This window comes from Amphibacillus sediminis NBRC 103570 (assembly GCF_001552275.1).
GTDB classification, from domain to species: Bacteria; Bacillota; Bacilli; order Bacillales; family Amphibacillaceae; genus Amphibacillus_B; species Amphibacillus_B sediminis.
The window spans coordinates 1-19,866 of the sequence record NZ_BCQW01000022.1 but is presented as its reverse complement, the minus strand read 5'-3'; the positions used below and the strand labels follow the sequence as shown (position 1 = coordinate 19,866).

General features: G+C 38.4%; 21 protein-coding genes. 16 read left to right on the top strand and 5 right to left on the bottom strand.

All coding sequences use genetic code 11. The features are described 5' to 3' along the window. Positions 1-171: 171 nt before the first annotated feature. The 11 genes from ASE01S_RS12185 (at position 172) to ASE01S_RS12145 (ending at position 7,328) form a co-directional block, all read left to right on the top strand. On the top strand, positions 172-1,353 hold the full coding sequence (locus ASE01S_RS12185) for a T7SS effector LXG polymorphic toxin (RefSeq protein WP_067842724.1): 1,182 nt from the start codon (positions 172-174) through the stop codon (positions 1,351-1,353). A gap of 83 nt (positions 1,354-1,436) precedes the next feature. Then, positions 1,437-1,730, top strand: a complete 294-nt coding sequence (locus tag ASE01S_RS12180) for a hypothetical protein (protein WP_157065210.1) — start codon at positions 1,437-1,439, stop codon at positions 1,728-1,730. A gap of 17 nt (positions 1,731-1,747) precedes the next feature. Then, complete coding sequence (locus ASE01S_RS12175; protein WP_245630373.1) at positions 1,748-2,374, top strand: DUF443 family protein; 627 nt, start codon at positions 1,748-1,750, stop codon at positions 2,372-2,374. A 43-nt stretch (positions 2,375-2,417) separates the two neighbouring features. Next, complete coding sequence (locus ASE01S_RS16535) at positions 2,418-2,504, top strand: DUF4176 domain-containing protein (RefSeq protein ID WP_373277954.1); 87 nt, start codon at positions 2,418-2,420, stop codon at positions 2,502-2,504. A 14-nt stretch (positions 2,505-2,518) separates the two neighbouring features. Further along, the gene (locus tag ASE01S_RS12170) at positions 2,519-2,728 is read left to right on the top strand and encodes a DUF4176 domain-containing protein (RefSeq protein WP_373277953.1); all 210 of its coding nucleotides are present in this window, start codon (positions 2,519-2,521) and stop codon (positions 2,726-2,728) included. Between the two features lie 157 nt (positions 2,729-2,885). Next, on the top strand, positions 2,886-3,611 hold the full coding sequence (locus ASE01S_RS12165) for a hypothetical protein (RefSeq protein WP_067842719.1): 726 nt from the start codon (positions 2,886-2,888) through the stop codon (positions 3,609-3,611). A gap of 393 nt (positions 3,612-4,004) precedes the next feature. Beyond that, positions 4,005-4,211, top strand: a complete 207-nt coding sequence (locus ASE01S_RS16400; protein ID WP_306303218.1) for a GrpB family protein — start codon at positions 4,005-4,007, stop codon at positions 4,209-4,211. Beyond that, a complete protein-coding gene (locus ASE01S_RS12160; RefSeq protein WP_306303217.1) occupies positions 4,180-4,533 on the top strand; it encodes a GrpB family protein in 354 nt (117 codons plus the stop codon). The genes ASE01S_RS16400 and ASE01S_RS12160 overlap by 32 nt, the downstream gene beginning before the upstream one ends. Before the next feature lie 144 nt (positions 4,534-4,677). Next, positions 4,678-5,742 (top strand): TPM domain-containing protein, encoded by a 1,065-nt coding sequence (locus ASE01S_RS12155; protein WP_217995657.1) that lies wholly within the window; start codon positions 4,678-4,680, stop codon positions 5,740-5,742. Positions 5,743-5,766: 24 nt separating this feature from the next. Then, complete coding sequence (locus ASE01S_RS12150; protein WP_067842717.1) at positions 5,767-6,450, top strand: PspA/IM30 family protein; 684 nt, start codon at positions 5,767-5,769, stop codon at positions 6,448-6,450. A gap of 383 nt (positions 6,451-6,833) precedes the next feature. Beyond that, complete coding sequence (locus ASE01S_RS12145; protein WP_067842716.1) at positions 6,834-7,328, top strand: LURP-one-related/scramblase family protein; 495 nt, start codon at positions 6,834-6,836, stop codon at positions 7,326-7,328. Between the two features lie 230 nt (positions 7,329-7,558). Here ASE01S_RS12145 and ASE01S_RS12140 read toward each other — a convergent pair whose 3' ends face one another. Both ASE01S_RS12140 and ASE01S_RS12135 read right to left on the bottom strand, forming a co-directional pair. Next, positions 7,559-8,170: an NAD(P)H-dependent oxidoreductase gene (locus ASE01S_RS12140; RefSeq protein ID WP_245630372.1), complete on the bottom strand. Its 612-nt coding sequence runs from the start codon at positions 8,168-8,170 to the stop codon at positions 7,559-7,561. A gap of 296 nt (positions 8,171-8,466) precedes the next feature. Continuing rightward, positions 8,467-9,369, bottom strand: coding sequence for an NAD(P)/FAD-dependent oxidoreductase (locus tag ASE01S_RS12135; protein WP_067842714.1), 903 nt, complete (start codon positions 9,367-9,369; stop codon positions 8,467-8,469). 583 nt (positions 9,370-9,952) lie between these two features. On the opposite strand from ASE01S_RS12135, the gene rpsN reads away from it, so the two are divergent. Further along, on the top strand, positions 9,953-10,222 hold the full coding sequence (gene rpsN, locus ASE01S_RS12130) for a 30S ribosomal protein S14 (RefSeq protein WP_067842711.1): 270 nt from the start codon (positions 9,953-9,955) through the stop codon (positions 10,220-10,222). 370 nt (positions 10,223-10,592) lie between these two features. Here rpsN and ASE01S_RS12125 read toward each other — a convergent pair whose 3' ends face one another. Both ASE01S_RS12125 and ASE01S_RS12120 read right to left on the bottom strand, forming a co-directional pair. After that, a complete protein-coding gene (locus ASE01S_RS12125) occupies positions 10,593-11,777 on the bottom strand; it encodes a DUF4317 domain-containing protein (protein ID WP_067842708.1) in 1,185 nt (394 codons plus the stop codon). Between the two features lie 92 nt (positions 11,778-11,869). Then, entirely contained in the window at positions 11,870-12,589 is a 720-nt protein-coding gene (locus ASE01S_RS12120) for a MurR/RpiR family transcriptional regulator (protein ID WP_067842705.1), read from the bottom strand. Between the two features lie 212 nt (positions 12,590-12,801). Here ASE01S_RS12120 and ASE01S_RS12115 point away from each other — a divergent pair, with 212 nt between their 5' ends. The 3 genes from ASE01S_RS12115 to ASE01S_RS12105 all read left to right on the top strand — a co-directional run bounded on the left by ASE01S_RS12115 (position 12,802) and on the right by ASE01S_RS12105 (position 15,863). Then, positions 12,802-14,253, top strand: coding sequence for a glycoside hydrolase family 1 protein (locus tag ASE01S_RS12115; RefSeq protein ID WP_067842703.1), 1,452 nt, complete (start codon positions 12,802-12,804; stop codon positions 14,251-14,253). Between the two features lie 326 nt (positions 14,254-14,579). After that, on the top strand, positions 14,580-15,242 hold the full coding sequence (locus tag ASE01S_RS12110) for an RNA polymerase sigma factor (protein ID WP_067842700.1): 663 nt from the start codon (positions 14,580-14,582) through the stop codon (positions 15,240-15,242). 27 nt (positions 15,243-15,269) lie between these two features. Further along, complete coding sequence (locus ASE01S_RS12105) at positions 15,270-15,863, top strand: ATP-dependent Clp protease proteolytic subunit (protein ID WP_067842697.1); 594 nt, start codon at positions 15,270-15,272, stop codon at positions 15,861-15,863. A 319-nt stretch (positions 15,864-16,182) separates the two neighbouring features. On the opposite strand, the gene ASE01S_RS12100 is transcribed toward ASE01S_RS12105, so the two are convergent. Further along, the gene (locus ASE01S_RS12100; protein WP_067842694.1) at positions 16,183-17,343 is read right to left on the bottom strand and encodes a hypothetical protein; all 1,161 of its coding nucleotides are present in this window, start codon (positions 17,341-17,343) and stop codon (positions 16,183-16,185) included. Positions 17,344-17,904: 561 nt separating this feature from the next. On the opposite strand from ASE01S_RS12100, the gene ASE01S_RS12095 reads away from it, so the two are divergent. Further along, positions 17,905-19,086, top strand: a complete 1,182-nt coding sequence (locus tag ASE01S_RS12095) for a M20 metallopeptidase family protein (RefSeq protein ID WP_067842691.1) — start codon at positions 17,905-17,907, stop codon at positions 19,084-19,086. Positions 19,087-19,866: the final 780 nt, after the last annotated feature.

Here is a 19,866-nt window from a genome sequence, read left to right as displayed (position 1 = left end):
AATTTGCTATCTGGCGATTGTATGTCTGGTTAGCGCTAAGCTCATGGCTTTATTATTGCTATTATTCCCCGGAAAATAATAGACTTCCAATTCCTGGAAAGGTAAAATGGAAATAGGATGGATAATACTTGCACTTAGGTTGTCATCGAAATAATGGGAGGAGGGATATTCTTGGGGCATAAAGTAGACATATCTGAAGTTATAGACTTTTCAGATGAATTCAAATTAACATCAGAGGAGATAAAAGATAGTCTTTTAAAAGTGGAGCTATGCATAGAAGAGTTTTGTAATATGAGCTCTTTTTCAGGTGAAACAGCAGATCAAGCAAAATTATATTTTATAGATTTTCATCTTACAGTATTGACTACTTTTAAAGGGGTACTTACTGATCTATTTAATAAATTGAACAACCATATTGAAACCTTTCAATCAAGGGTAGATAAAAGTAGTCGTGCTATTGTCCAAAGTCATTATCTTACAGATGTTATGGAGGATGTTAATAAAGGCAATAGGACTTTACAGGCAGAACATAAGGTTGTCAGTAACATTATTCGCAGTGTTTCGGATATAAGCAGTGCAACCACCCCTTCTTTAAGTGATATTGAACAGGCACATCATAGTGTAGTAAATAAAGTAGAGGATTTACTAGAGGATTTAGTCTCGTTTACACGTATAAATAAAAACGGTGTGTTGCAAGTTGGGAATATCCTTAAAGAAATAGAAACTACTTTAAATCACGTTGGGGCTGTGAATGGAAATGCTAGATTTACTAATTATAAAGGTGATTCGACAACTAAGGGATTAGCGACATTAAAAGATTATAATAAGACTATTGTAGATATAAGGCAAATAAATAGTAAATCTATTCAATATATGTCTATATATGAGATCGAACGATTGATGGGCGCTACACTAAAAGATATGGACGAGACAGGGCGAAAAATCTTAAATTATGCTTTAATTGATTTAAAAAACGGGAAGATTGATCGAAAAATTTACTATAGCATATTTTCAACAATGATTAAATCTACTAAACAATTAAGTGAAAAAGAGCTAAATGAAGAAGTACCACAAAGCGTTATCAGATATTTGTATGATAATAAGGTGGAAATTGGGCTTGATTTGGCAGTTAATTTTATAGTTGAATCTGCAAAATATATTGGCCAGGAAGTAAAGGTAATCGGGAAAGGAGTTGGAGCGTTAGCGACTGATATTAGAACTATAGGGGAGTTGTTTAGTCGAATTTCAAATCGGACAGGTAATATAATTAAAATAATTGGGAATGCCACGATGAAAACCTCTAATTTTATATCGAAAACAGGCCAATTTGTTCAAATATCAGGTAAAGTATAGGGGGAAGCTTCATAGTTGCTAGTGCAGCTGTAGGGATGTACGAAGATTTATATGAAAATGGAAAGTCTGTTGGAGAGGCAATAATGCACAATGCTACAAGTGCAGGAGTGGGCATGGCGGGTGGTGCTATTGGCACAGCTATAGCCGCGGGCTTCTCTATTACGCCAGTTGGTTGGACGATAGGAGCTGGGCTTCTTGCTACTTGGGGGTTTAATTTAGCTTATAATTACAATTTTTTAGGAGTTCAAGATGGTCTGGACTATGTAGGTCAAAAATTAGACGATGTTGGCAATTGGGTTGTAGATTCTGTCGAGGGTGCTGGACAGGCAATTAGTAAAGGGATTGACGCAATTAATCCTATGAACTGGGCGTGGTGAATGAGATGCAATGTGAAGTGCAAAGAGTTGCGAAGAATCCAAGATATAGAATTTTGAAGATTGATGGAGAGACCTACGCAATAGATATGGGTAAGTCAGTAATGAAATCGCTATTTCCTTTTCTAACATGGATAGTACCTAATACTATTTATAAAGTAGATGAAGACGAGATTAATAGTAAGTTAAGGCACGTGGAGAGAGATAAATCGAAGGATAAAAGTCTTGCTATATTGGGAACGGGAATAGGTATATTTTTAGCCAATTTACTAACCCCCCTAACAGATTATTTTAACATATCAAGCACAATGTTAGTGAACGGTATTGTTGGAATAGTGATGTTATTAGTTGTGATGCTATTCCGAGTATATTTGGGTAACAGGTATAAAAGGAAATTTGCTAAAATGATAGCTTTTGATGAAGCCTTAAAAGTTCAGGTTTTCATCAGACCAGAATCATTTAAACACTTTATGCAATGTTTTCTTAGTTATTGTTTTATTTTGATTTTTCTTCTTGCTATGTTCGCATTTTTTATTATACACGGTAATATAGTGGCAATAGTTGTAGCAACCTTTTTCTTTTTTTGCTTAACACTCCTTAATGTAATGACTATCTTAGATGGTCCGACTCCAGTGAGATTTAAATGAAAATGCGGTAAAGTTCTTAAACAAATGTCAAGGAGGTAAAAATATGTTACCAATAGGTTCAATAGTATATCTAAAGGATGGAACCAGTAAGCTAATGATATTAAATAGAGAGGTCCAATTCTTGAAATAAATGGTGAGAAGCAATTGTTTGATTATTCAGGATGTTTATACCCACAGGGCATAGTCCCGGACAATGTCTTATATTTTAATAAAGAAAATATAGATGAGGTAGTGTTTAAAGGATTTCAAGATGAGGAAGAGGAACGATTTCAAAAAATATTTAGTGATTGGCTAGTGGAAAATCAAAGTAACCTTGTTAAGGGAAAAGTAGAGGGCCCACTTAATAAAGGATAGGACAATAAGTAAAAACAAGTGCAAAGGATCGATTCAGTCACATTATATTAAAATGTAAAATACCTGCGAGATTTGTGATCGAACCGATCAAAAAAAGATGTCAGACCAATACCTAAATAGTGAATGGATAGTTCATTAAAAAGATAGGAAGAGCATGATGAGGAAAAAAACGTATATCTTAGTTACAGTGGTTTTATTTTTTATCCTAGTTGGTGTAATGCTCAAATCACCTCCTCCGCTGAATGATTTTTTGATTGAGGATGAGCCGGAAATCATAGACGAAGATCATGCAGAAGAAGATTTTATTGTTGATCCGATTGAGTACATAAATTTAAAGTCAGAAAACCGATTGCTGAAAGAGGAATTAGAATCACTTGAAAGGTCTTATTTTGCTAGTTGGATTGAGTTAGTCAAAATTATTGTTGATGCTGGTCAAGCAAGTCAACTTGTAAGTTACTATTATGGTGATACAGCTGAACTCATTTATGCCGAGGCGGATGAGACAAGATATATACTCTATTTTCAAGACGATCAAGACAAATCCCCCTATCACTACCTAGTCGTGGGTTTCGAAAATGGAATCGGAGAGTTTTTTGCTTTTTTAGATAGTCCAGGAGATGATTTTACTTGGTACGGCGGAGGCGAGGTCTATAGTGGCTCTATTCAAAATCCTGATATCCAATCCGTCCAAGTCGTCCAAAATGAACAGGTCTCTCAAGCTGAGATTATCTCTGTCGATAATGATTTGAGGGTTTGGTATTCTCTAATTGATTTTGAGCGAAAGCCTTTAACAGCGGAACCAGATGATATCCGAATTGAGGCACTTAATAGTCAAGGGGAAATCATTTGGCAGGAAGCATTTAAAGGAAATTTAGGAGGTTAGCAATACTATTACCGTTATTGGTAAAAGTAACTGAGTTAACGACATACATAATTATACTGATATCTAGGTATTAAGGGACATTAAAGAGGTCGGATGAGTCTGGCTTCTTTTTTCGTTATAATAATCTTAACGTGTGTGGTCAAAAATGCCCAATGATATAAGCGCGCATATCGAGACAATAATTAGTTGAGCAAAGGAGAGAATGTCTTTAGAAACATGAGTGAGGCATATGCGACTCAACCATGAGTTTGTTGATTAATCAAAACCAGGATAAAACAGCAATAACTATTTGAACTAAATGGATTAATAAATATCACGCAACAACCATGGAGCTTTGCAAACTGTGAAGAAAAACAAAAGCGTGTCATAACCTAAGCATAGGAGGGCACATTAATGAGGAAAGTAGAAGTACACACGTTTAATGAAGGCTGGCTAGAAAGTTATCAAGAGGAATCGAAAGTATTAATTGAAGTATTTAACTCAGAAATAGTAGCAATTGAACATATCGGTAGTACTTCAGTAAAAGGAATGAAGGCCAAGCCTATTAACGATATCATGATTACTGTTAATGACATTAATCGAATGGCTGACCATGGTTAAAAAAGGCTATCAAGCAAAAGGTGAAAATGGAATAAATGGGCGTAGATTTTTCCAAAAAGGTGGAGACAATCGTACTCATCATGTCCATATCTATCAATTGGGCCGTCGAGAAATTAAACGTCATCTTGCCTTTCGGGATTATTTACGAGCCCATGCAGTTGATGCTAAGACCTATGGAGACTTGAAAGCATCACTTGCAAAACGTTATCCCAATGATATCGAATCCTATATCAAAGGAAAGGAGCAGCTCGTTGTCGAGATTGAAAAACGAGCGTTAAAGTGGTTTGAAAGTGAAATGGGTAGCAGCAATCTAGCTGAATAAATCGATTCGTTTAGCATGACCAACGAAATTGAATCAGTGTGTCTTAAGGAAGAGAGTGTTCCGGGATTACATAGATATATTATTGGGATACTCGTTTTTAGATAGATCAAACAGGGTATAGCTATAGTTAAGGAGTGAAGTATTATGGGTAGAGGTGGAGGAAGTCGTGGAGGCGGTTCATTTGGTGGCGGAAGCCGAGGTGGCTCATTTGGCGGAGGTGGCCGAGGTGGTTCCTTCGGTGGTGGAAGCCGAGGCGGTGGCTTTGGCGGTGGTCGAGGCGGTGCAGGTAGAAGCAGTGGAACATTTGGTCCAGGGAAAAATCGAGGCGGATCTGCTGGTAGGCCAAGTGGTGGAACAGGAGGTTATCGTCCTGGCCTAGGACCGATTTATCATTCCCGGCCTTACTATGGGCGGCCATTTTGGCGTCGTCCGCGTTATTACGGAGGCGGCGGCTGTGGTGGTTGCGGGATCTTCTTGTTTATTTTACTTGGTTTGTTTTTAGTCGGAATTTTTAACACATCTATTTTGAATACGCCATTTTTATCAAGAATTACCCCTTCAACGATTGAACGTGAGCCGTTGCCTGCGGGACTTGTAGACGAAACCGATTATTACACCGATGAGTCTGGTTGGATAAGTAACCAAACTGTCATGCTTGATGGACTGCGCCATTTTTATAAAGAAACAGGAGTTCAGCCGCATGTCTACATAACAGATAATATTGAGGGCAATACCAACCCTTCTTTATCAGAGGTTGAGGGCTTTGCTAATGACTTGTATGATGAATTATTTACGGATGAGGCACACCTTTTACTTGTGTTTTTTGAAGCAGTTCCGGAAAATTATGCGACTTACTATTTAACGGGTAGCCAAGCTAAAACCGTTATTGATACAGAAGCGGGGGATATTCTTCTTGATTATCTTGATAGATACTATTACGATAAAAACATGACAGATTCAGAATATTTTAGTCGTTCTTTCCGTGAGGCAGCAGATCGGATAATGGAAGTGACACGTTCTCCGTGGATTACTGTTTGGATAATCATTGGCGTCGTATTACTTGTATTTTTACTCTTCAAATGGTGGTCGAAAAGGCAAGCCCAAAAGGAAAAAGAAGCGAAGCGAACTGAAGAAATGCTAAACAAGCCTTTGTCAACATTTGGTGATAGTCAAGCAGACGATTTATCAAAAAAATACCAAGATGATTAAGCTAACTTAAAGGAGGAAATAAAGATGTCAATTTTGTCACGTTTTCAAGATATAATTAGCTCAAATGTAAATGCTGTACTGGATAAGATGGAGAATCCAGAGAAGATGATTGATCAATATCTACGTAATATGATGAACGACTTGGCTGAGGTTAAACAAAACACAGCGAGTGTTATGGCTGAAGAGACAAGAGCGAAGCGTCTTGTCGATGAAAATGAGGCTGAGGTTGTCAAGTATACCGAGCTAGCCAAAAAAGCACTAAATGCGGGTAATGATGATGATGCTCGGGTCTTTTTGGCCAAGAAGCAGGAACTCGAAGATGTTGGGGTAGGTTTGTCAAAAACTTATGCTACCGCTCATGAAAATGCTAGTAAAATGCGTCAGATGCACGATAAGTTAGCCTCAGATATTGAAAAGCTTAAAGGGCGTCGTGCTTTAATCAAAGCGCAACTCTCAGTTGCAGATACCCAGGAAAAGCTGAACGCGATGAGCAAGTCAGTTGGTAAATCAAAAGGTGCAATCAGTTCATTCCAACGTATGGAAGAAAAAGCCGCGCGTCGACTAGATGAGGCAAATGCGATGGCTGACTTGAATGAGGAGCCAGTCGATCAAGCGAAAAGCCTTGAAGAGAAATACGCTGCTAAACAAGGCTCAGCAGCTGTAGAAGATGAGCTGCAACGTATGAAAAATGAAATGGGATTAGAATAAGATAAAGAAACAGAAGGGCAAAACCCCCTTATTCCAGTCTGTAGACAAACCTCTCATGAAAATCAGTTTTATGAGAGGTTTGTTCTGTTTTAAAGGTATGAAGCTAGCGGCATTCCGTGTTCATTTTTCCTCAAATTGTAAAGCACCGTATGTGCGGAGGTTTTTTTCTTGTCTGGCTTTTCTCAGGGTATAAATTTCTCGATTCTAATCTGTGTGTCTTACATGGTCGGCTTCATTCATCATATTTAGAATACTAGGAAAATCATTCCTATTTGATCTCACCTCACGTTATCGTGATAAATTATTTTCACTAATGTGGAAATGGGTGAACACTCTTTTGATATAATAGAAGAACATTAAGTTTCTAGAAAAGAGGGAGTTTTATGGGCAAGCTGTACATTAAACAAAAAGTGTTTAGTATTGGGGAATCCTTTACAGTTAAAGACGAAAATGAAGTTGACAAATATTTTATTAAGGGTAGTTTTTTATCCATTCCTAAGACGTTTACAATTAAAGATGCTAATGGGAACGAAATAGGTGTTATTACCAAGAAGGTGTTTAGCTTCTTACCGAAATTTTTTGTCGAGGTAGATGGTCAGGAGGTTATGACCATACAAAAAGAGTTTAGCTTTTTCAAAGCACGTTATCGCATCGATGGCTATGGTGTCAGCGTACAAGGTGATTGGTGGGATAAACATTTTGAAGTACTTAGTCGAGGAAAGGTTATCGGACATGTTAACGAAAAATGGTTTACATGGGGTGATACCTATGAAGTTGATGTACATGATGAAAATTTTGAGCATATTATGATTTCATTAGTTATAGCCATTGATTTTGTTAAGAATGAAGAACGTTCAACAGCTCATTCAAATCATTGAAATAAATAAGGCTTTACGCTGGAGTAGCTTACTTCCTCTTAGAGCTCAGCCATCGTATCCAAGAACTTTTTTTAAAATAAGATTTTCGCTAATACGATGATGCTTGATTAAAGGGATCGCTCTCAACGCTTTTTTTAGTAGGAGGATCCCTTTTTATTTTTCAAGCTCGATTGTTTCAAATAACTTTTTTGATTGCTTATTGGCATACTAGAGTCCTTGTAGGCAGAATTCTATAAAGCTTGTATCCGTTGTTCGGCATCTTGCAGATAGAGCTCAAGCTCTTGCTCAGATAAGTAAGGGACTCGACCATAAAAGACATGATCAATCACTTCGACACTATTACCATTAAATAACCAATCAGATGTTACCGTACGAATAGCCTGACTTAAGGGATTCTCTGCTCCTTCGATCTCTTGAGGCTGCCCTGTTGGGGTCAAGAATAAGGCACGCTTACCTTGAAAGCGTTGAAAGGCTTGGTCATTGTCAAAGCTGTATGCAAAGCCATGCTGGAAGACACGATCGAAATAGCCTTTCATAATTGCCGGCATCCCATTCCACCAGATTGGAAAAATATAAAGGTAAAGATTACTCTCTAACATCAATTGTTGTTCTTTGATAACCTCCGCTGGAAATGTTGCATGATCACGAACAAATGCACCGTCCTCAATGTGAATCATATCCCCAGCTTCCAAAATGGGATTGAATTTCATTTTATATAAATCTCTTACATTAACCTGATAGCCTTTGGTCTCCAATGCTGCTGTTACACGATCCAATAATGCGTGTGAAAAGCTACCTTCTCTAGGATGTGAAAAAACAATTAATGCTTTAATATCAATCACGCCTTTCTCTTTCTCTATTATCCATTCTTCAGCTTCTAGCTGGTCAAAATTATACGCCTCAATAAGAACAAAAACAACTCTAAATAGACAAGGGTAGAGGTGAAAATAGAACTAAGAAGCATTTAAATTCAATAAAGAAGAGTCGCAGGCTGCTAGATTAGAATCGCAACAAAAAATGATTAATTTTTAGAGGCTGTGTTTGCCACAGAAAGCAGTCCGAGCAAAGGATTCAAAAAGATACGGATTAAAAGGATATTAACAAGTTTAATTATTCTAGTCCGATCACGCATACTATGCTAATTAAATAGCGACACGGCCAAATCACTGTTTACACCCATGGCAGCTCTTACGCCATTACCGGCCGCAATAATCAGCTTAGCAGGATTAACCGTTGATGCGTCGCCGGCTGCGTATACACCTAGAACATTGGTTCTTCCTAGATTATCGACGACGATGCCACCATCCTGATTGAATTGACAGCCAAGTGAACTTGCAAAGGTGTTAGCTTGACGATGTGAAGTTGTAACAAAGCCACCGACCCTAGTTAATATGGATTGATCCTCAAAGACAAGGGTCATTATTTTTCCATTTGTACCCTCAAGTTGTGTAATAGCTTTTTTATTTATCTCAATTCCATTTTGACGTAGTGACTGTTCCTCAGTTGGTGTTAAAATGGACTTCCCGTTCGTGCAAACTACGAGGTCTTGACTCCATTGAAAAATAATTTTGGCTAGGTGTGCGGCATCCTTGTCTTCTGAAATGAGGACAAGGGGTTGATCCCTTAACTCCCAACCATCACAATAAGGGCAACTAAAGAGACTTTTTCCATAGAAATGGTCAATTCCCTCAATCTCAGGCAGGCTTTCTTTCAGTCCTGTTGCTAAAATAATTTTTTTACTGTTATATGCCTGTCCTTTGTCTGTAATAATAGTATATGTCGTATGGTCAACTGTACTTACTGTTTGAACTAAACGGTTCTGAAGAGTGACTGAAGGGTATTGAGCTATATCCTTATGGGCCAAATCTCTAAATACTTGTGGTTTAATCCCATCTTGAGTGATAAAACCATGTGATTGTTGCGTAACTTGATTTCTAGGTTGATTATCATCGAAGAGCATGACCTTCCTTTTAGCTCTTCCTAACATAAGAGCTGCGTTGAGGCCGGCAGGACCACCGCCAATAATAATACAGTCCAACATGAATAAGTCACTCCCATTTAGCATAAATTGATTACCTTTGATCTAACTCTTAATAGCTTGTGTCACTTTAACCAATCTATACATAGCCCCGATCTGGATCTAGCCATCTAGTTAGGATAATTTAGCTTAAGTAAACGACTTACTACTTATCACGCTCCCCTTTTTTGATGTTATCAGTTAGATGGGGTGGTTGTTTTCTAGCTTTATCGCAGTGTATCTGGCTGGGGTTGCGATTACTCGCCCCATCAAAGGGCTTTTGTAAGCTTCCCGCTTCAAAAAATAAGGAACACGTCATGTCTAAGTGGGAGATCCAACAGCCCGTAACGGCCCGATTGGTTCAACTCACGTTCAATGGGGGAGATAGAAAGCTAACTAAGTTCGTAACGTCGTGTCGCAACGTCTGCACGAGCACATCCTATGCATCGCCCCCCACTAAACGAAGTGTCACTTTATCCAACTCATAAATAGTAATCATTACTATTTACAATCGGTTGAATTTGTTTTATAATAGTGTTTTTAACACAAATTCATTAATTTCACTTTAGATAGATTAAATTTCCATTTTGAAGGGAGGGATAGCAGCATGGCTAAAAAAGCGAAAATAGCAAAAGAACTTAAGCGTCAAGCTTTAGTTGAGCGCTATGCTGAATTAAGAGAGGAACTTAAAGCAAAAGGTGATTATAACGCACTTGGCAAGCTACCAAGAGACTCATCACCGACACGATTAAACAATCGTTGCAATGTGACTGGCAGACCTAGAGGATATATGCGTAAATTTAATATGTCACGTATTGCTTTTCGAGAATATGCCCATAAAGGCCAATTACCTGGTGTTAAAAAATCGAGCTGGTAAAGAGCCTCTAAGGGTATGACAGGGACAACGACTTTGCCGTTGTCCCTGTTGTTTTTTCGCAGTGTAACTGGCTGGGCTGCGATTACTCGCCCCATCGAAAGGCTTTTGTAAGCCTCCCACATTAAGAAATAAGGGAACACGTCATGTCTAAGCGGGAGGTCCAACAGCCAGTAAATGCTCGATTGGCTCAACTAACGTTCAGTGGGTGAGAGAGGAAGCTGACTAAGTTCGCAACGTCTACACGAGCACATCCTATGCGTCGAAACCCCCACTGAGCGAAGTTTCACTTTATTGTATAAATGGTGGATTTTCTAGGTACTAGACTGGCTAAGTATATCGACGAGTTAACTCTTATTTCCCTGAGTTGACGCTATTCTTCTACTTTTTCGCCAAACAGCTCCGGAACGATGGTAAAGCCGTCAATAACGGTATCTTCATCAACTTCAATCATTAAGTAGCGTTTACCACTAAAATGAACCTGTCTAACATGGCGCAGGTCCTCTGGACTTACAGCGATGTTCGCTACTTTCGTCTGGATCTTAATCGATTTGGATGTATATTTAGGTACAATGTTTTTGGCTTTTAACTCATATTTCTCATCATCAATTACATTGTGAAAAGCCGCCTGGATTTTTTCAGTATCTACATCCTCTATTCCACTATGCTTAAGTACTTGTTCAACGTCTTTGTAATCTAATTTAGCTGGTTCTTCTTCTTGGTCACTTTCCTCAACAATTTGGTTAATTTCTTCATAAACGCTGGCTAGTGTTCCGGTATTAAGCTGATGCCCAATAGCGTCCCGGACAATTTCCTCAAAAATGATCTTGTCCTCTTTTGCTGTTATTGTCTCTTCTGCATTGAGAACATACTCAATAAACTCTGGATCTGGTTCATTCGCTTTACTAGCAGAATAAAGGATATGATTAACGTCAGCAGCATTGTCCGTAAAGCATGGAAATAAAAATCCACCGATAGGTGCTGTTAAATTAATAATCGGATCAACCACTACATTGTATTTAAATTGTTTTTCGACATAGTCAAAGAGTAGCTCTTTTTTCGGATCTTGGGTTTTATTGATACTACATAGGATAAAGGGATGTGAATAAACGGTGTCACGATCACTTTGATCAGGGTCTTGGTTACTTCTTTTGATTGGCTTGAAATATTCACCCTTAATAAAACTAACAACGATATCCATTTCATACTGCTGTTTGTTAAGGATTTTTTCAACGAGTTGGAGCATCTGCTCTTTCCAGCTATCGGTTTCCTGACTAAGTAATCCTTGGTGAAGAATGAATTGACTTGAATGCTCAAGGTTAGTTTGAAATTTTAATTCAAATAGTTTCTCGTCAAGGGAGCCGGTTAAGACTTTTTTGAAATTGGTCAAAAAGAGCTCTTGTTCTTCTTGATCCAGTAATTGAAAAGGTTGACATTGTTGATGATAGATCTCACTTGTTTCCTTCATAATATAGACATTAAATATATCGTGGATATGTAGTAAATCATTTTCTTTTTTAAATTGTTTACGAAAATGCGCAATATCTTTTTTGTTCATGTAATCTCTCCTCCTACGTCCTTTGATCTTAACATATTTTTAAACTTGGGATATAGGAGAATACGCGCATTTTTAATGGTAATCGAATCAAATTATAGTTGATGTAGTTCTCTGGCAATTGACTCAATGATAAAGACTACAGGGACTTGTGTTGTAATATTACTTTGCTGATAGAATTCTTCAGTTATATAGTATGAAATGTTTAAATCGGAAATCTTAGCAATGGTAGAAAGTTTATTGTTGGTGATACTGATCACCTTACTGCCTTCTTGCTTGAGCTTATTTAGCTGTGATACGGTAAAGGGATTTTCTCCTGATACGGACAAGGCAATCGTGACACTGTTGTACCGGAGCTTAGAATGGATAGGATAGGAAAAATCCTTAATGTAGGTCGAGAATTTACCTAAACTAGAGAAATAACGAGCGCCATATTCAGCTAGTATTCCTGAGCTTCCATTACCAATAAAAATAACGGTATCGGCTGCTGAGACGAGTTCAGCTGCCTTCCGAATTTGTTGGTCTCGCTCAGTACTTAACGTACGTTCGAAAAATTCAAGCATAGCATGCTGACTACTTTTAATTCGGCTTTTTTTATCTTGCTTAAGCTCCATTTTTAGCTTTGTTTTAAACTCAGAAAATCCATCACAATTAAGCTTGCGACAAAAACGCAAAATCGTTGCGGTTGAGACATGGGTGGCATCTGCAAGCTCTCGAATCCGCATGTATGCAACCTTTTCACTATTTTGACAAATATAATTATAAATTGAGGTTTCGAGTTCATTAAATGAGGCAATGACTTCGCTAGTGAACATTGGTAGTACCTACCTCCATCATTAAGAGATAACTTTATTATAGCACAGTTAAAAACATAGTGTTACATTTATGACACAAATAACCCTTAATGGGATATCGAACAGGATTTAGCCCTGACCTATACACGTGATTACAAAGGGTTTATGCTAAGGATAGAACGTGAAGAAGATGCACATTTTAAGGACTGGTTAATAATAAGGAGGTTTTTTTGATGGCAAAAGGACGTTTTCCAGAGGGCTTTTTATGGGGAGGTGCAACAGCCGCAAACCAAGTAGAGGGAGCTTTTGATCAAGATGGGAAGGGTTTATCTATTTTTGATATGGTTCCGTTCGTTCCTAAGGAAGAACGTGGTGATCTTGAAATGGAGGTTCGTAGTGAAGCAGAGCTAAATGCACTGTTAGCCGGAGATAAGGGTGATAATTTTCCTAAGCGTCGAGGAATCGACTTTTATCATCGTTATAAGGAAGATATTGCGTTATTTGCCGAGATGGGTTTTAAAACATATCGTCTTTCGATTTCTTGGCCGAGGATTTTTCCGAATGGAGATGATCTCGAACCGAATGAAGCAGGCTTAGCTTTTTATGACAAGGTATTTGATGAACTATTAAAATACGGGATTGAACCGCTAGTAACGATTTCGCATTATGAAATTCCATTAAACCTTGTACAAAAATATAATGGCTGGCATGATCGACGGTTAATTGACTTTTTTGTTCGCTATGCTGAGACTCTATTTAATCGTTATCAAGACAAAGTCAAGTATTGGCTAACCTTTAATGAAATTAATATTTCAACGATATCACCTTATATCGGTAGCGGAATGTTAATGGATCGATTAGAGCATAAGGAGCAGGCCATTTATCAAGCACTCCATCATCAGTTTGTGGCAAGTGCCCGTGCGGTAAAGGCCTGTCATGAGATCATTCCAGATGCAATGATCGGTTGTATGCTGGCAAGGATGGAAACATATCCTGAGACATGTCACCCAGATGATGTCTTAGCAGCCTTAGAAGAAGATCAAAAGAATCTTTTCTTTACCGACGTTCAAGTCCGGGGCGCATACCCTAGCTTTATGTTGAAATATTTTGAGAAGCACAATATCACTATTGAGATGGAGCCTGGAGATGAAGAAATTTTGGCAGCTCATCCGGTTGATTTCTTGTCATTTAGTTACTATATGACGATGGTGGCAAGTGGAGCGCCAGATAAGACAAAGCAAAGAGGGAACTTCTTTAGTGGTGTGAAAAATCCATATTTAGAATCATCGGATTGGGGCTGGCAAATTGATCCAAAGGGCTTGCGTATTACATTGAAAAAATTATACGATCGTTATCAAGTACCATTGTTCATTGTTGAAAATGGCTTAGGCGCTTATGATACCGTTGAAGAGGACGGCTCGATTAATGATGACTATCGCATTGAGTATTTGCGAGCTCATATTGATCAAATGGGCGAGGCGATTTCAGATGGTGTTGATGTTATGGGCTATACAAGTTGGGGTTGTATTGATTTGATCTCCGCTAGTACGTCAGAAATGTCGAAGCGATATGGCTTTATTTATGTTGACCAAGATGATTATGGTAATGGAACCTTAGCGCGTAAGAAGAAAAAATCATTTGAATGGTACAAGCGCGTAATCGCAACAAACGGTGAAGAATTATAGCAAAGAAGACGTCTGTTCGGACAAAGAATAGGCGTCTTCTTTGTATTTTTATTAAAAAGCTAGCGCTCCACTAAAGACTTTGCGACCAGTTTTTTAAAAGTAAGAGATAGAAATCATAAACATAGTCGTTCTACTTTGTCTCACAACAAGGGAGTGCCTATCTTTAGGCAGATGACCTTTTTCTTTTCTTTGTCAAGCACGGTTTCGATCTATATGACAAAGCAGAAAGATGCTCTAAGCAGGAATGATTTGCTAAAATAAATTTAATCGACCCGTATCTTTTTTTATGATTATTCCGTTTAATGAGTTGAAAGGGGTTTTTAGTAATGCATTTTAATACAATGTGGGAACAACATCGCTCGTCTATTTGGAAGGCTTGTCTTTACTTTACGCAAGATTATCATGATGCCGAGGATTTAATGCAGGCAACTTGGATTAAAGCACACCAGTATTGGCAAAGACACCAACCAGAGAAGGTTACGAAAGCATTTTTAGCTATGACGGCCAAGCATATTTGGATTGATCTGCAACGGAAAAAAAGCATTGATGTGACCCCACTCGACCAGATTGAACTTGATCAACTCTCGACAGAAGATCCAAATCATTCTAGTGAATTGTCCTACATATTAAATGTATTAATCAAACACCTAACAACTAAGCAATTGGTTTTATTTTTATTGGCAGATGTTTGTCATTGCAGTCTTAAAGAAATAGCTGATTTAACGCAGTTATCTATTGGTGCAATTAAGGCAAGTCTATTTCGAGCTAGACAAAATATTAAGCAGCGTGTCCGTCACCGAATAACAGAAGATATAGTAGTTGACGACGATGAGTCAATGATGCGTGTCCAGTTATTCAGTTTAGCCTTGCGAATTGGCGATGTCCAACTATTGGCCAGCTTACTGACAGATACGATTTCCGTTCCGAGTTTGTATGTTCAATACCAGCAAAAGGATACCTCGGATAGCGACATCATGTTAGTAGCCTAATCATTGAAAAAAGATAGGGGGATTAAAATGAGTGTAGCGATACCATATGTCGTGGAGCAATCACATTTAGGGGAAAGAAGTTATGATATCTATTCAAGATTATTAAAGGACAGAATTATTTTTATTGGGTCAGAAATTGACGATACACTAGCAAATAGTGTAACTGCTCAGTTGCTTTTTCTAGCATCACAGGATAGTGAAGCTGATATTTCCATGTATATAAATAGTCCAGGTGGGTCTATTTCAGCTGGCTTTGCCATTATGGATACGATGGAACATATTAAGGCCGATGTTCAGACCATTTGTATTGGGATGGCTGCATCCTTTGCCGCAGTTTTATTAATAGCAGGAGCAAAAGGAAAACGTTATGCTTTGCCACATTCCGAAATTATGCTACATCAACCTCTTGGTGGCATGAAAGGTCAGGCAACTGATATGGATATTTATGCCCGACGGATTATTAAACAACGCCAAGCGATTAACCAGCTTATTGCTGATCGTTCTGGACAGCCTTATGAAAAGGTAGCTAATGATACGGAGCGGGACTTTTTCATGTCAGCTCAGCAAGCTAAGGACTATGGCATTGTTGATCAGATTTTAGTTCAGCCTTCATCGTATTGAATTTTTTATTTCATAGAAGTAGCATTCAGCTATTTTGTTTCAAATCGTGTCCGTTCTTTGGTTTAAAGGACCTACTTTTATTGCCGTGTAACTGGCTGGGGCTCCGATTACTCGCCCCATCGAAGGGCTTTTGTAAACCTCCCCCTTCAAGAAATAATGGAACACGTCATGTCAAAGAGGGAGATCCGACCGCCAGTAACGGCCCGATTGGTTCAACTAAACGTTCAATGGGGATGGAGAAAATCCCCACTGAACGAAGTTTGACTTTATAAAAACAGCTTTGGGAACAAAAGGTTGTTCAATCCCAAAGCTGTTTGTATTAATCGTAATGGGGGATGCTCATTTCATTTTCAAATTCGTATTTAATCATGGCATAGTCATCTTCCCAGTAATCCATGGCTTCTTGAAGAATACGTTGCTCTTCTTCCGTTTCAATGGTTAAGTTTTCTAGCCATTGATAGCCTTCTAATTGCACCTCGAACTCATATTTTATCATTGCATAGCTATCCGACCATTCTGATTCGACACGCTCAAAAATCGTTTGCTCAATTTCTGTATCTAAGGTTAATGCATTTAACCACTCGTAGGCAAGTACTTCTTCTTCGACCATTATAAAGTCATAGCCCCAGAGATAATAGGCATCGGCCAAGCGGGCCGCATCGTCTTCATCATCCATTGTTAAATTTGCAAGCCTGTAAAACGATTCCATTTGGTGTTCATACTCATCCTCTTGCGAAAGCTGATCATCTGGCCACTCATAGACAGCCCCCTCATAAACAACACTATCGATTTCCTCAGGGTCCAAGGTTGCAATAATGTTTTGCGTTCCTATGCTAAACTCAGTTTGATATGTAAGTGTATAATACGCCTCTATATACCGAATTGAGTCATATTCCATGACATTTTCACCGGTGAGTAATTCACCGATTTCGCCGTATTGATCAATTATTTTTTGCGGTTGAGTTACTTTGGTTAATCCTGGAGAAAAGGCTACCCACACCTCTATATTTCCACTAGGAGCCCCAGCAATCGAAGTACTCCCGTTAAAAGAACCATTTTGGATTTCTAATATTCCCTCAAAGTAAAATGGACTGGCCTCCAAGTGTTCAATTTCAATGAGGAGCAAGGCTCCATCTGGTAAGTTGGTCTCTCCTGAGATAAAGACCTGATCATCTTCGACTGAAGCAACGAGCGAAATATCTACGTTACCATCTGTCCTTTGCTGGCTTTTTGCTACATCTGTCTTATGGAAAAACGTTATATAAATAATACCAATTAAAGCAAGAGCTAAATAAACGAAAAAAATTGAAAGTATCCCTTTTAGTGCTCGGGAACGATCATCATATCTAACCAATAAAATAATTCCGAGTGGTAAACAGACAAACATCATCAGCCAAGTAAACCAAGGTCGTTCATAAAACTTTTGGTTTGAATAGAGATCATCATCCCACGTTCTTTCTCTATAATTTCTATCTACCATCAAATCACCTCCATTATTTCATACATCTCTTAATTATAATGTAAAAAAAGGAAATGAAAAAGAGGAGAAACGTCTTTTTTATCGCAGTGTAACTGGCTGTAGGACTCCTACTACAAGAAATAAGGGAGCACGTCAAGTCTAAGTGGGAGATCCAACAGCCAGTAACGGCCCGATTGGTTCAACTAACGTTCAGTGGGGGAGAGAGGACGTTGACTAAGTTCGCGCCGTCGTGTCGCAACGTCTGTACGAGTACATCCTATACGTCGTAACCCCCATTGAACGAAGATTCACTTTATTAGGTGATAACGTTATGTAGTTTTTAATTTTAACTTCATTCAGAGGATTGACCTGGCAGAATCCAGTTAATGCCTTGGCGGATGCCACAGATTTTCAGCTGGAATTTATTGAGCCAAGCTCAATAAAATTGCAAAAGTACACCATAGCACATTTGATTAAGCGCCTAAGCAAGTTAGGGCTGGTCAGCATTTAATAAATGAAGTATGATACTTAATAATCCGATCGAATTAATCGGTTTATAAGTTGTGAAGGAGAGGCAGACATATGAGTGGAATTGAAGCAGCAATTAGGATTGAAATAAAAGAACAAGAAACAGAGGTCGTTTCATGGCGGCGTTATTTGCACCAGCATCCTGAACTTTCTTTTCAGGAAAAGGAAACAGCTTTTTTTATTGAACGAAAGTTACAGGAGTTTGGTTTTAATGTGCAGACAGGGATAGGTGGCTATGGATTGGTCGCAGAATTGAAAGGGGATCAAGCTGGACCTACGATTGCTTTTCGAGCAGATTTTGATGCATTACCTATCCATGATGAAAAAGAGGTCTCATATCGTTCGCAAAAGGCAGGGGTGATGCATGCATGTGGGCATGATGGGCATACAGCTGCTCTGTTAGGGTTCGCCAAAGTCTTAATCAAGTATAAAGATCAGATCAAAGGTAATATTCTATTTATCTTCCAACCAGCCGAAGAGATCCCACCAGGTGGAGCGAAGGCAATGCTAGAACAAGGCATCCTAAAAGATGTCGATTACGTTTTTGCAGCCCATTTAGGATCAGATTTGCCAACTGGTAAGCTTTCGATTGGATCTGGATATAAAATGGCAGCAGTCGATAAATTTACTATTACAATTAAAGGGAGTGGCGGCCACGGGGCAAGGCCACAGGATACCAATGATCCGATTGTGATTGGGAGTGATCTGGTCAATAGCTTACAAAAAGTTGTAAGTCGAAGAGTTGACCCGCTAAAAGCGGCTGTTGTTACGATTGGATTATTTCAAGCTGGTCATTCATTCAATGTTATTCCTGATCAGGCCAAACTAGAAGGGACAGTTCGGTCCTTTGATGCTAATGTACGTAAGCTAGTCGAGCAGCAAATACGCACGATTGTCAATGGGATTGCTGAGGCATATCAAGCTGAGATCATCATTGATTATTTGAATGGTTATCCCGCATTATATAATGACCCTGAGTTAACCGCTCAAATAACAGCTATTTTTAATCAACAATTTAGAGATCAGGTTATTGATTTTGAGCCAATGATGGGAGCAGAGGACTTTTCTTACTTTTTACAAGAAAAGCCAGGAACATATTTTAGAGTTGGTTCACAGAAAGATACCGCTACGGCTTATCCACACCATCATCCTATGTTTGATTTTGATGAGCAAGCATTGACACAGATTCAAGAAGCATTTTTAGAAATTGCGCGTGCCTATGTTTTTAAAGCCTAAGACAAGGAAATACAACGATGAAATGAAGCAATTATTACTATTTAGATCCCATAAAAATAGACAAGGAAAGGCAATTCGATAAGGCTTAAGCAGCTATTTGTGAATTCGATTTGTCATAATGAGGATATTCTCGAAGATTAAATAAAACGATGATTAGGGTGCTGACTAAGCAACTAGTTGAAGAAAGACTAATAAGTAAGGGGAAGGGTTTATACAAATTAATAAAATGTATCGCATTTACTCAATGATTTTGTTGATAGTTGTATTATTTGTATTGACTAGCTGTGGATAGGAAAGTCGTGAAGATTTGATTAAAGCTGTAGAATCAATTGATGTTACTAATGAAAATATTGGAGGCATAATGCTAGGGGACATTATCTTGGATGAGGATTTTATCGCAGTGTAACTGTCTGGGGCTGCGATTACTCGCCCCATCGAAGGGCTTTTGTAAGCCTTCCACTTCAAGAAATAAGGGAACAGGTCATTTCTTAGTGGGAGATCCAACAGCCAGTAACGGCCCGATTGGTTCAACTAACGTTCAGTGGGGGATGGAAAACCCCCACTGAATGAAGTTTCACTTATTCAAAAAAATGGTTACTTTGATCCGCATCCCGATAATAAATACTCAGAATGACTATCAATAATTTCACTCATTGTGGAACAAATGATGAAACTTCCCTTAATGATTTCTATTTATCATTTCTTCAGGAAGTGAATAAGGTTTAATTTGTCTCTCTACTTTAACGATGAAATATTTTCCATAGTAGATATTATTTCCGC

What these genes read in the sequence shown, in the direction of transcription:
- ASE01S_RS12180 (WP_157065210.1), top strand. Translation starts at nt 1,437, where the DNA reads ATGCACAATGCTACAAGTGCAGGAGTGGGCATGGCGGGTGGTGCTATT.
- ASE01S_RS16535 (WP_373277954.1), top strand. Translation starts at nt 2,418, where the DNA reads ATGTTACCAATAGGTTCAATAGTATATCTAAAGGATGGAACCAGTAAG.
- ASE01S_RS12165 (WP_067842719.1), top strand. Translation starts at nt 2,886, where the DNA reads ATGAGGAAAAAAACGTATATCTTAGTTACAGTGGTTTTATTTTTTATC.
- ASE01S_RS16400 (WP_306303218.1), top strand. Translation starts at nt 4,005, where the DNA reads ATGAGGAAAGTAGAAGTACACACGTTTAATGAAGGCTGGCTAGAAAGT.
- ASE01S_RS12160 (WP_306303217.1), top strand. Translation starts at nt 4,180, where the DNA reads ATGACATTAATCGAATGGCTGACCATGGTTAAAAAAGGCTATCAAGCA.
- ASE01S_RS12155 (WP_217995657.1), top strand. Translation starts at nt 4,678, where the DNA reads ATGGGTAGAGGTGGAGGAAGTCGTGGAGGCGGTTCATTTGGTGGCGGA.
- ASE01S_RS12150 (WP_067842717.1), top strand. Translation starts at nt 5,767, where the DNA reads ATGTCAATTTTGTCACGTTTTCAAGATATAATTAGCTCAAATGTAAAT.
- ASE01S_RS12145 (WP_067842716.1), top strand. Translation starts at nt 6,834, where the DNA reads ATGGGCAAGCTGTACATTAAACAAAAAGTGTTTAGTATTGGGGAATCC.
- ASE01S_RS12135 (WP_067842714.1), bottom strand. Translation starts at nt 9,369, where the DNA reads ATGTTGGACTGTATTATTATTGGCGGTGGTCCTGCCGGCCTCAACGCA.
- rpsN (WP_067842711.1), top strand. Translation starts at nt 9,953, where the DNA reads ATGGCTAAAAAAGCGAAAATAGCAAAAGAACTTAAGCGTCAAGCTTTA.
- ASE01S_RS12125 (WP_067842708.1), bottom strand. Translation starts at nt 11,777, where the DNA reads ATGAACAAAAAAGATATTGCGCATTTTCGTAAACAATTTAAAAAAGAA.
- ASE01S_RS12120 (WP_067842705.1), bottom strand. Translation starts at nt 12,589, where the DNA reads ATGTTCACTAGCGAAGTCATTGCCTCATTTAATGAACTCGAAACCTCA.
- ASE01S_RS12115 (WP_067842703.1), top strand. Translation starts at nt 12,802, where the DNA reads ATGGCAAAAGGACGTTTTCCAGAGGGCTTTTTATGGGGAGGTGCAACA.
- ASE01S_RS12110 (WP_067842700.1), top strand. Translation starts at nt 14,580, where the DNA reads ATGCATTTTAATACAATGTGGGAACAACATCGCTCGTCTATTTGGAAG.
- ASE01S_RS12105 (WP_067842697.1), top strand. Translation starts at nt 15,270, where the DNA reads ATGAGTGTAGCGATACCATATGTCGTGGAGCAATCACATTTAGGGGAA.
- ASE01S_RS12100 (WP_067842694.1), bottom strand. Translation starts at nt 17,343, where the DNA reads ATGGTAGATAGAAATTATAGAGAAAGAACGTGGGATGATGATCTCTAT.
- ASE01S_RS12095 (WP_067842691.1), top strand. Translation starts at nt 17,905, where the DNA reads ATGAGTGGAATTGAAGCAGCAATTAGGATTGAAATAAAAGAACAAGAA.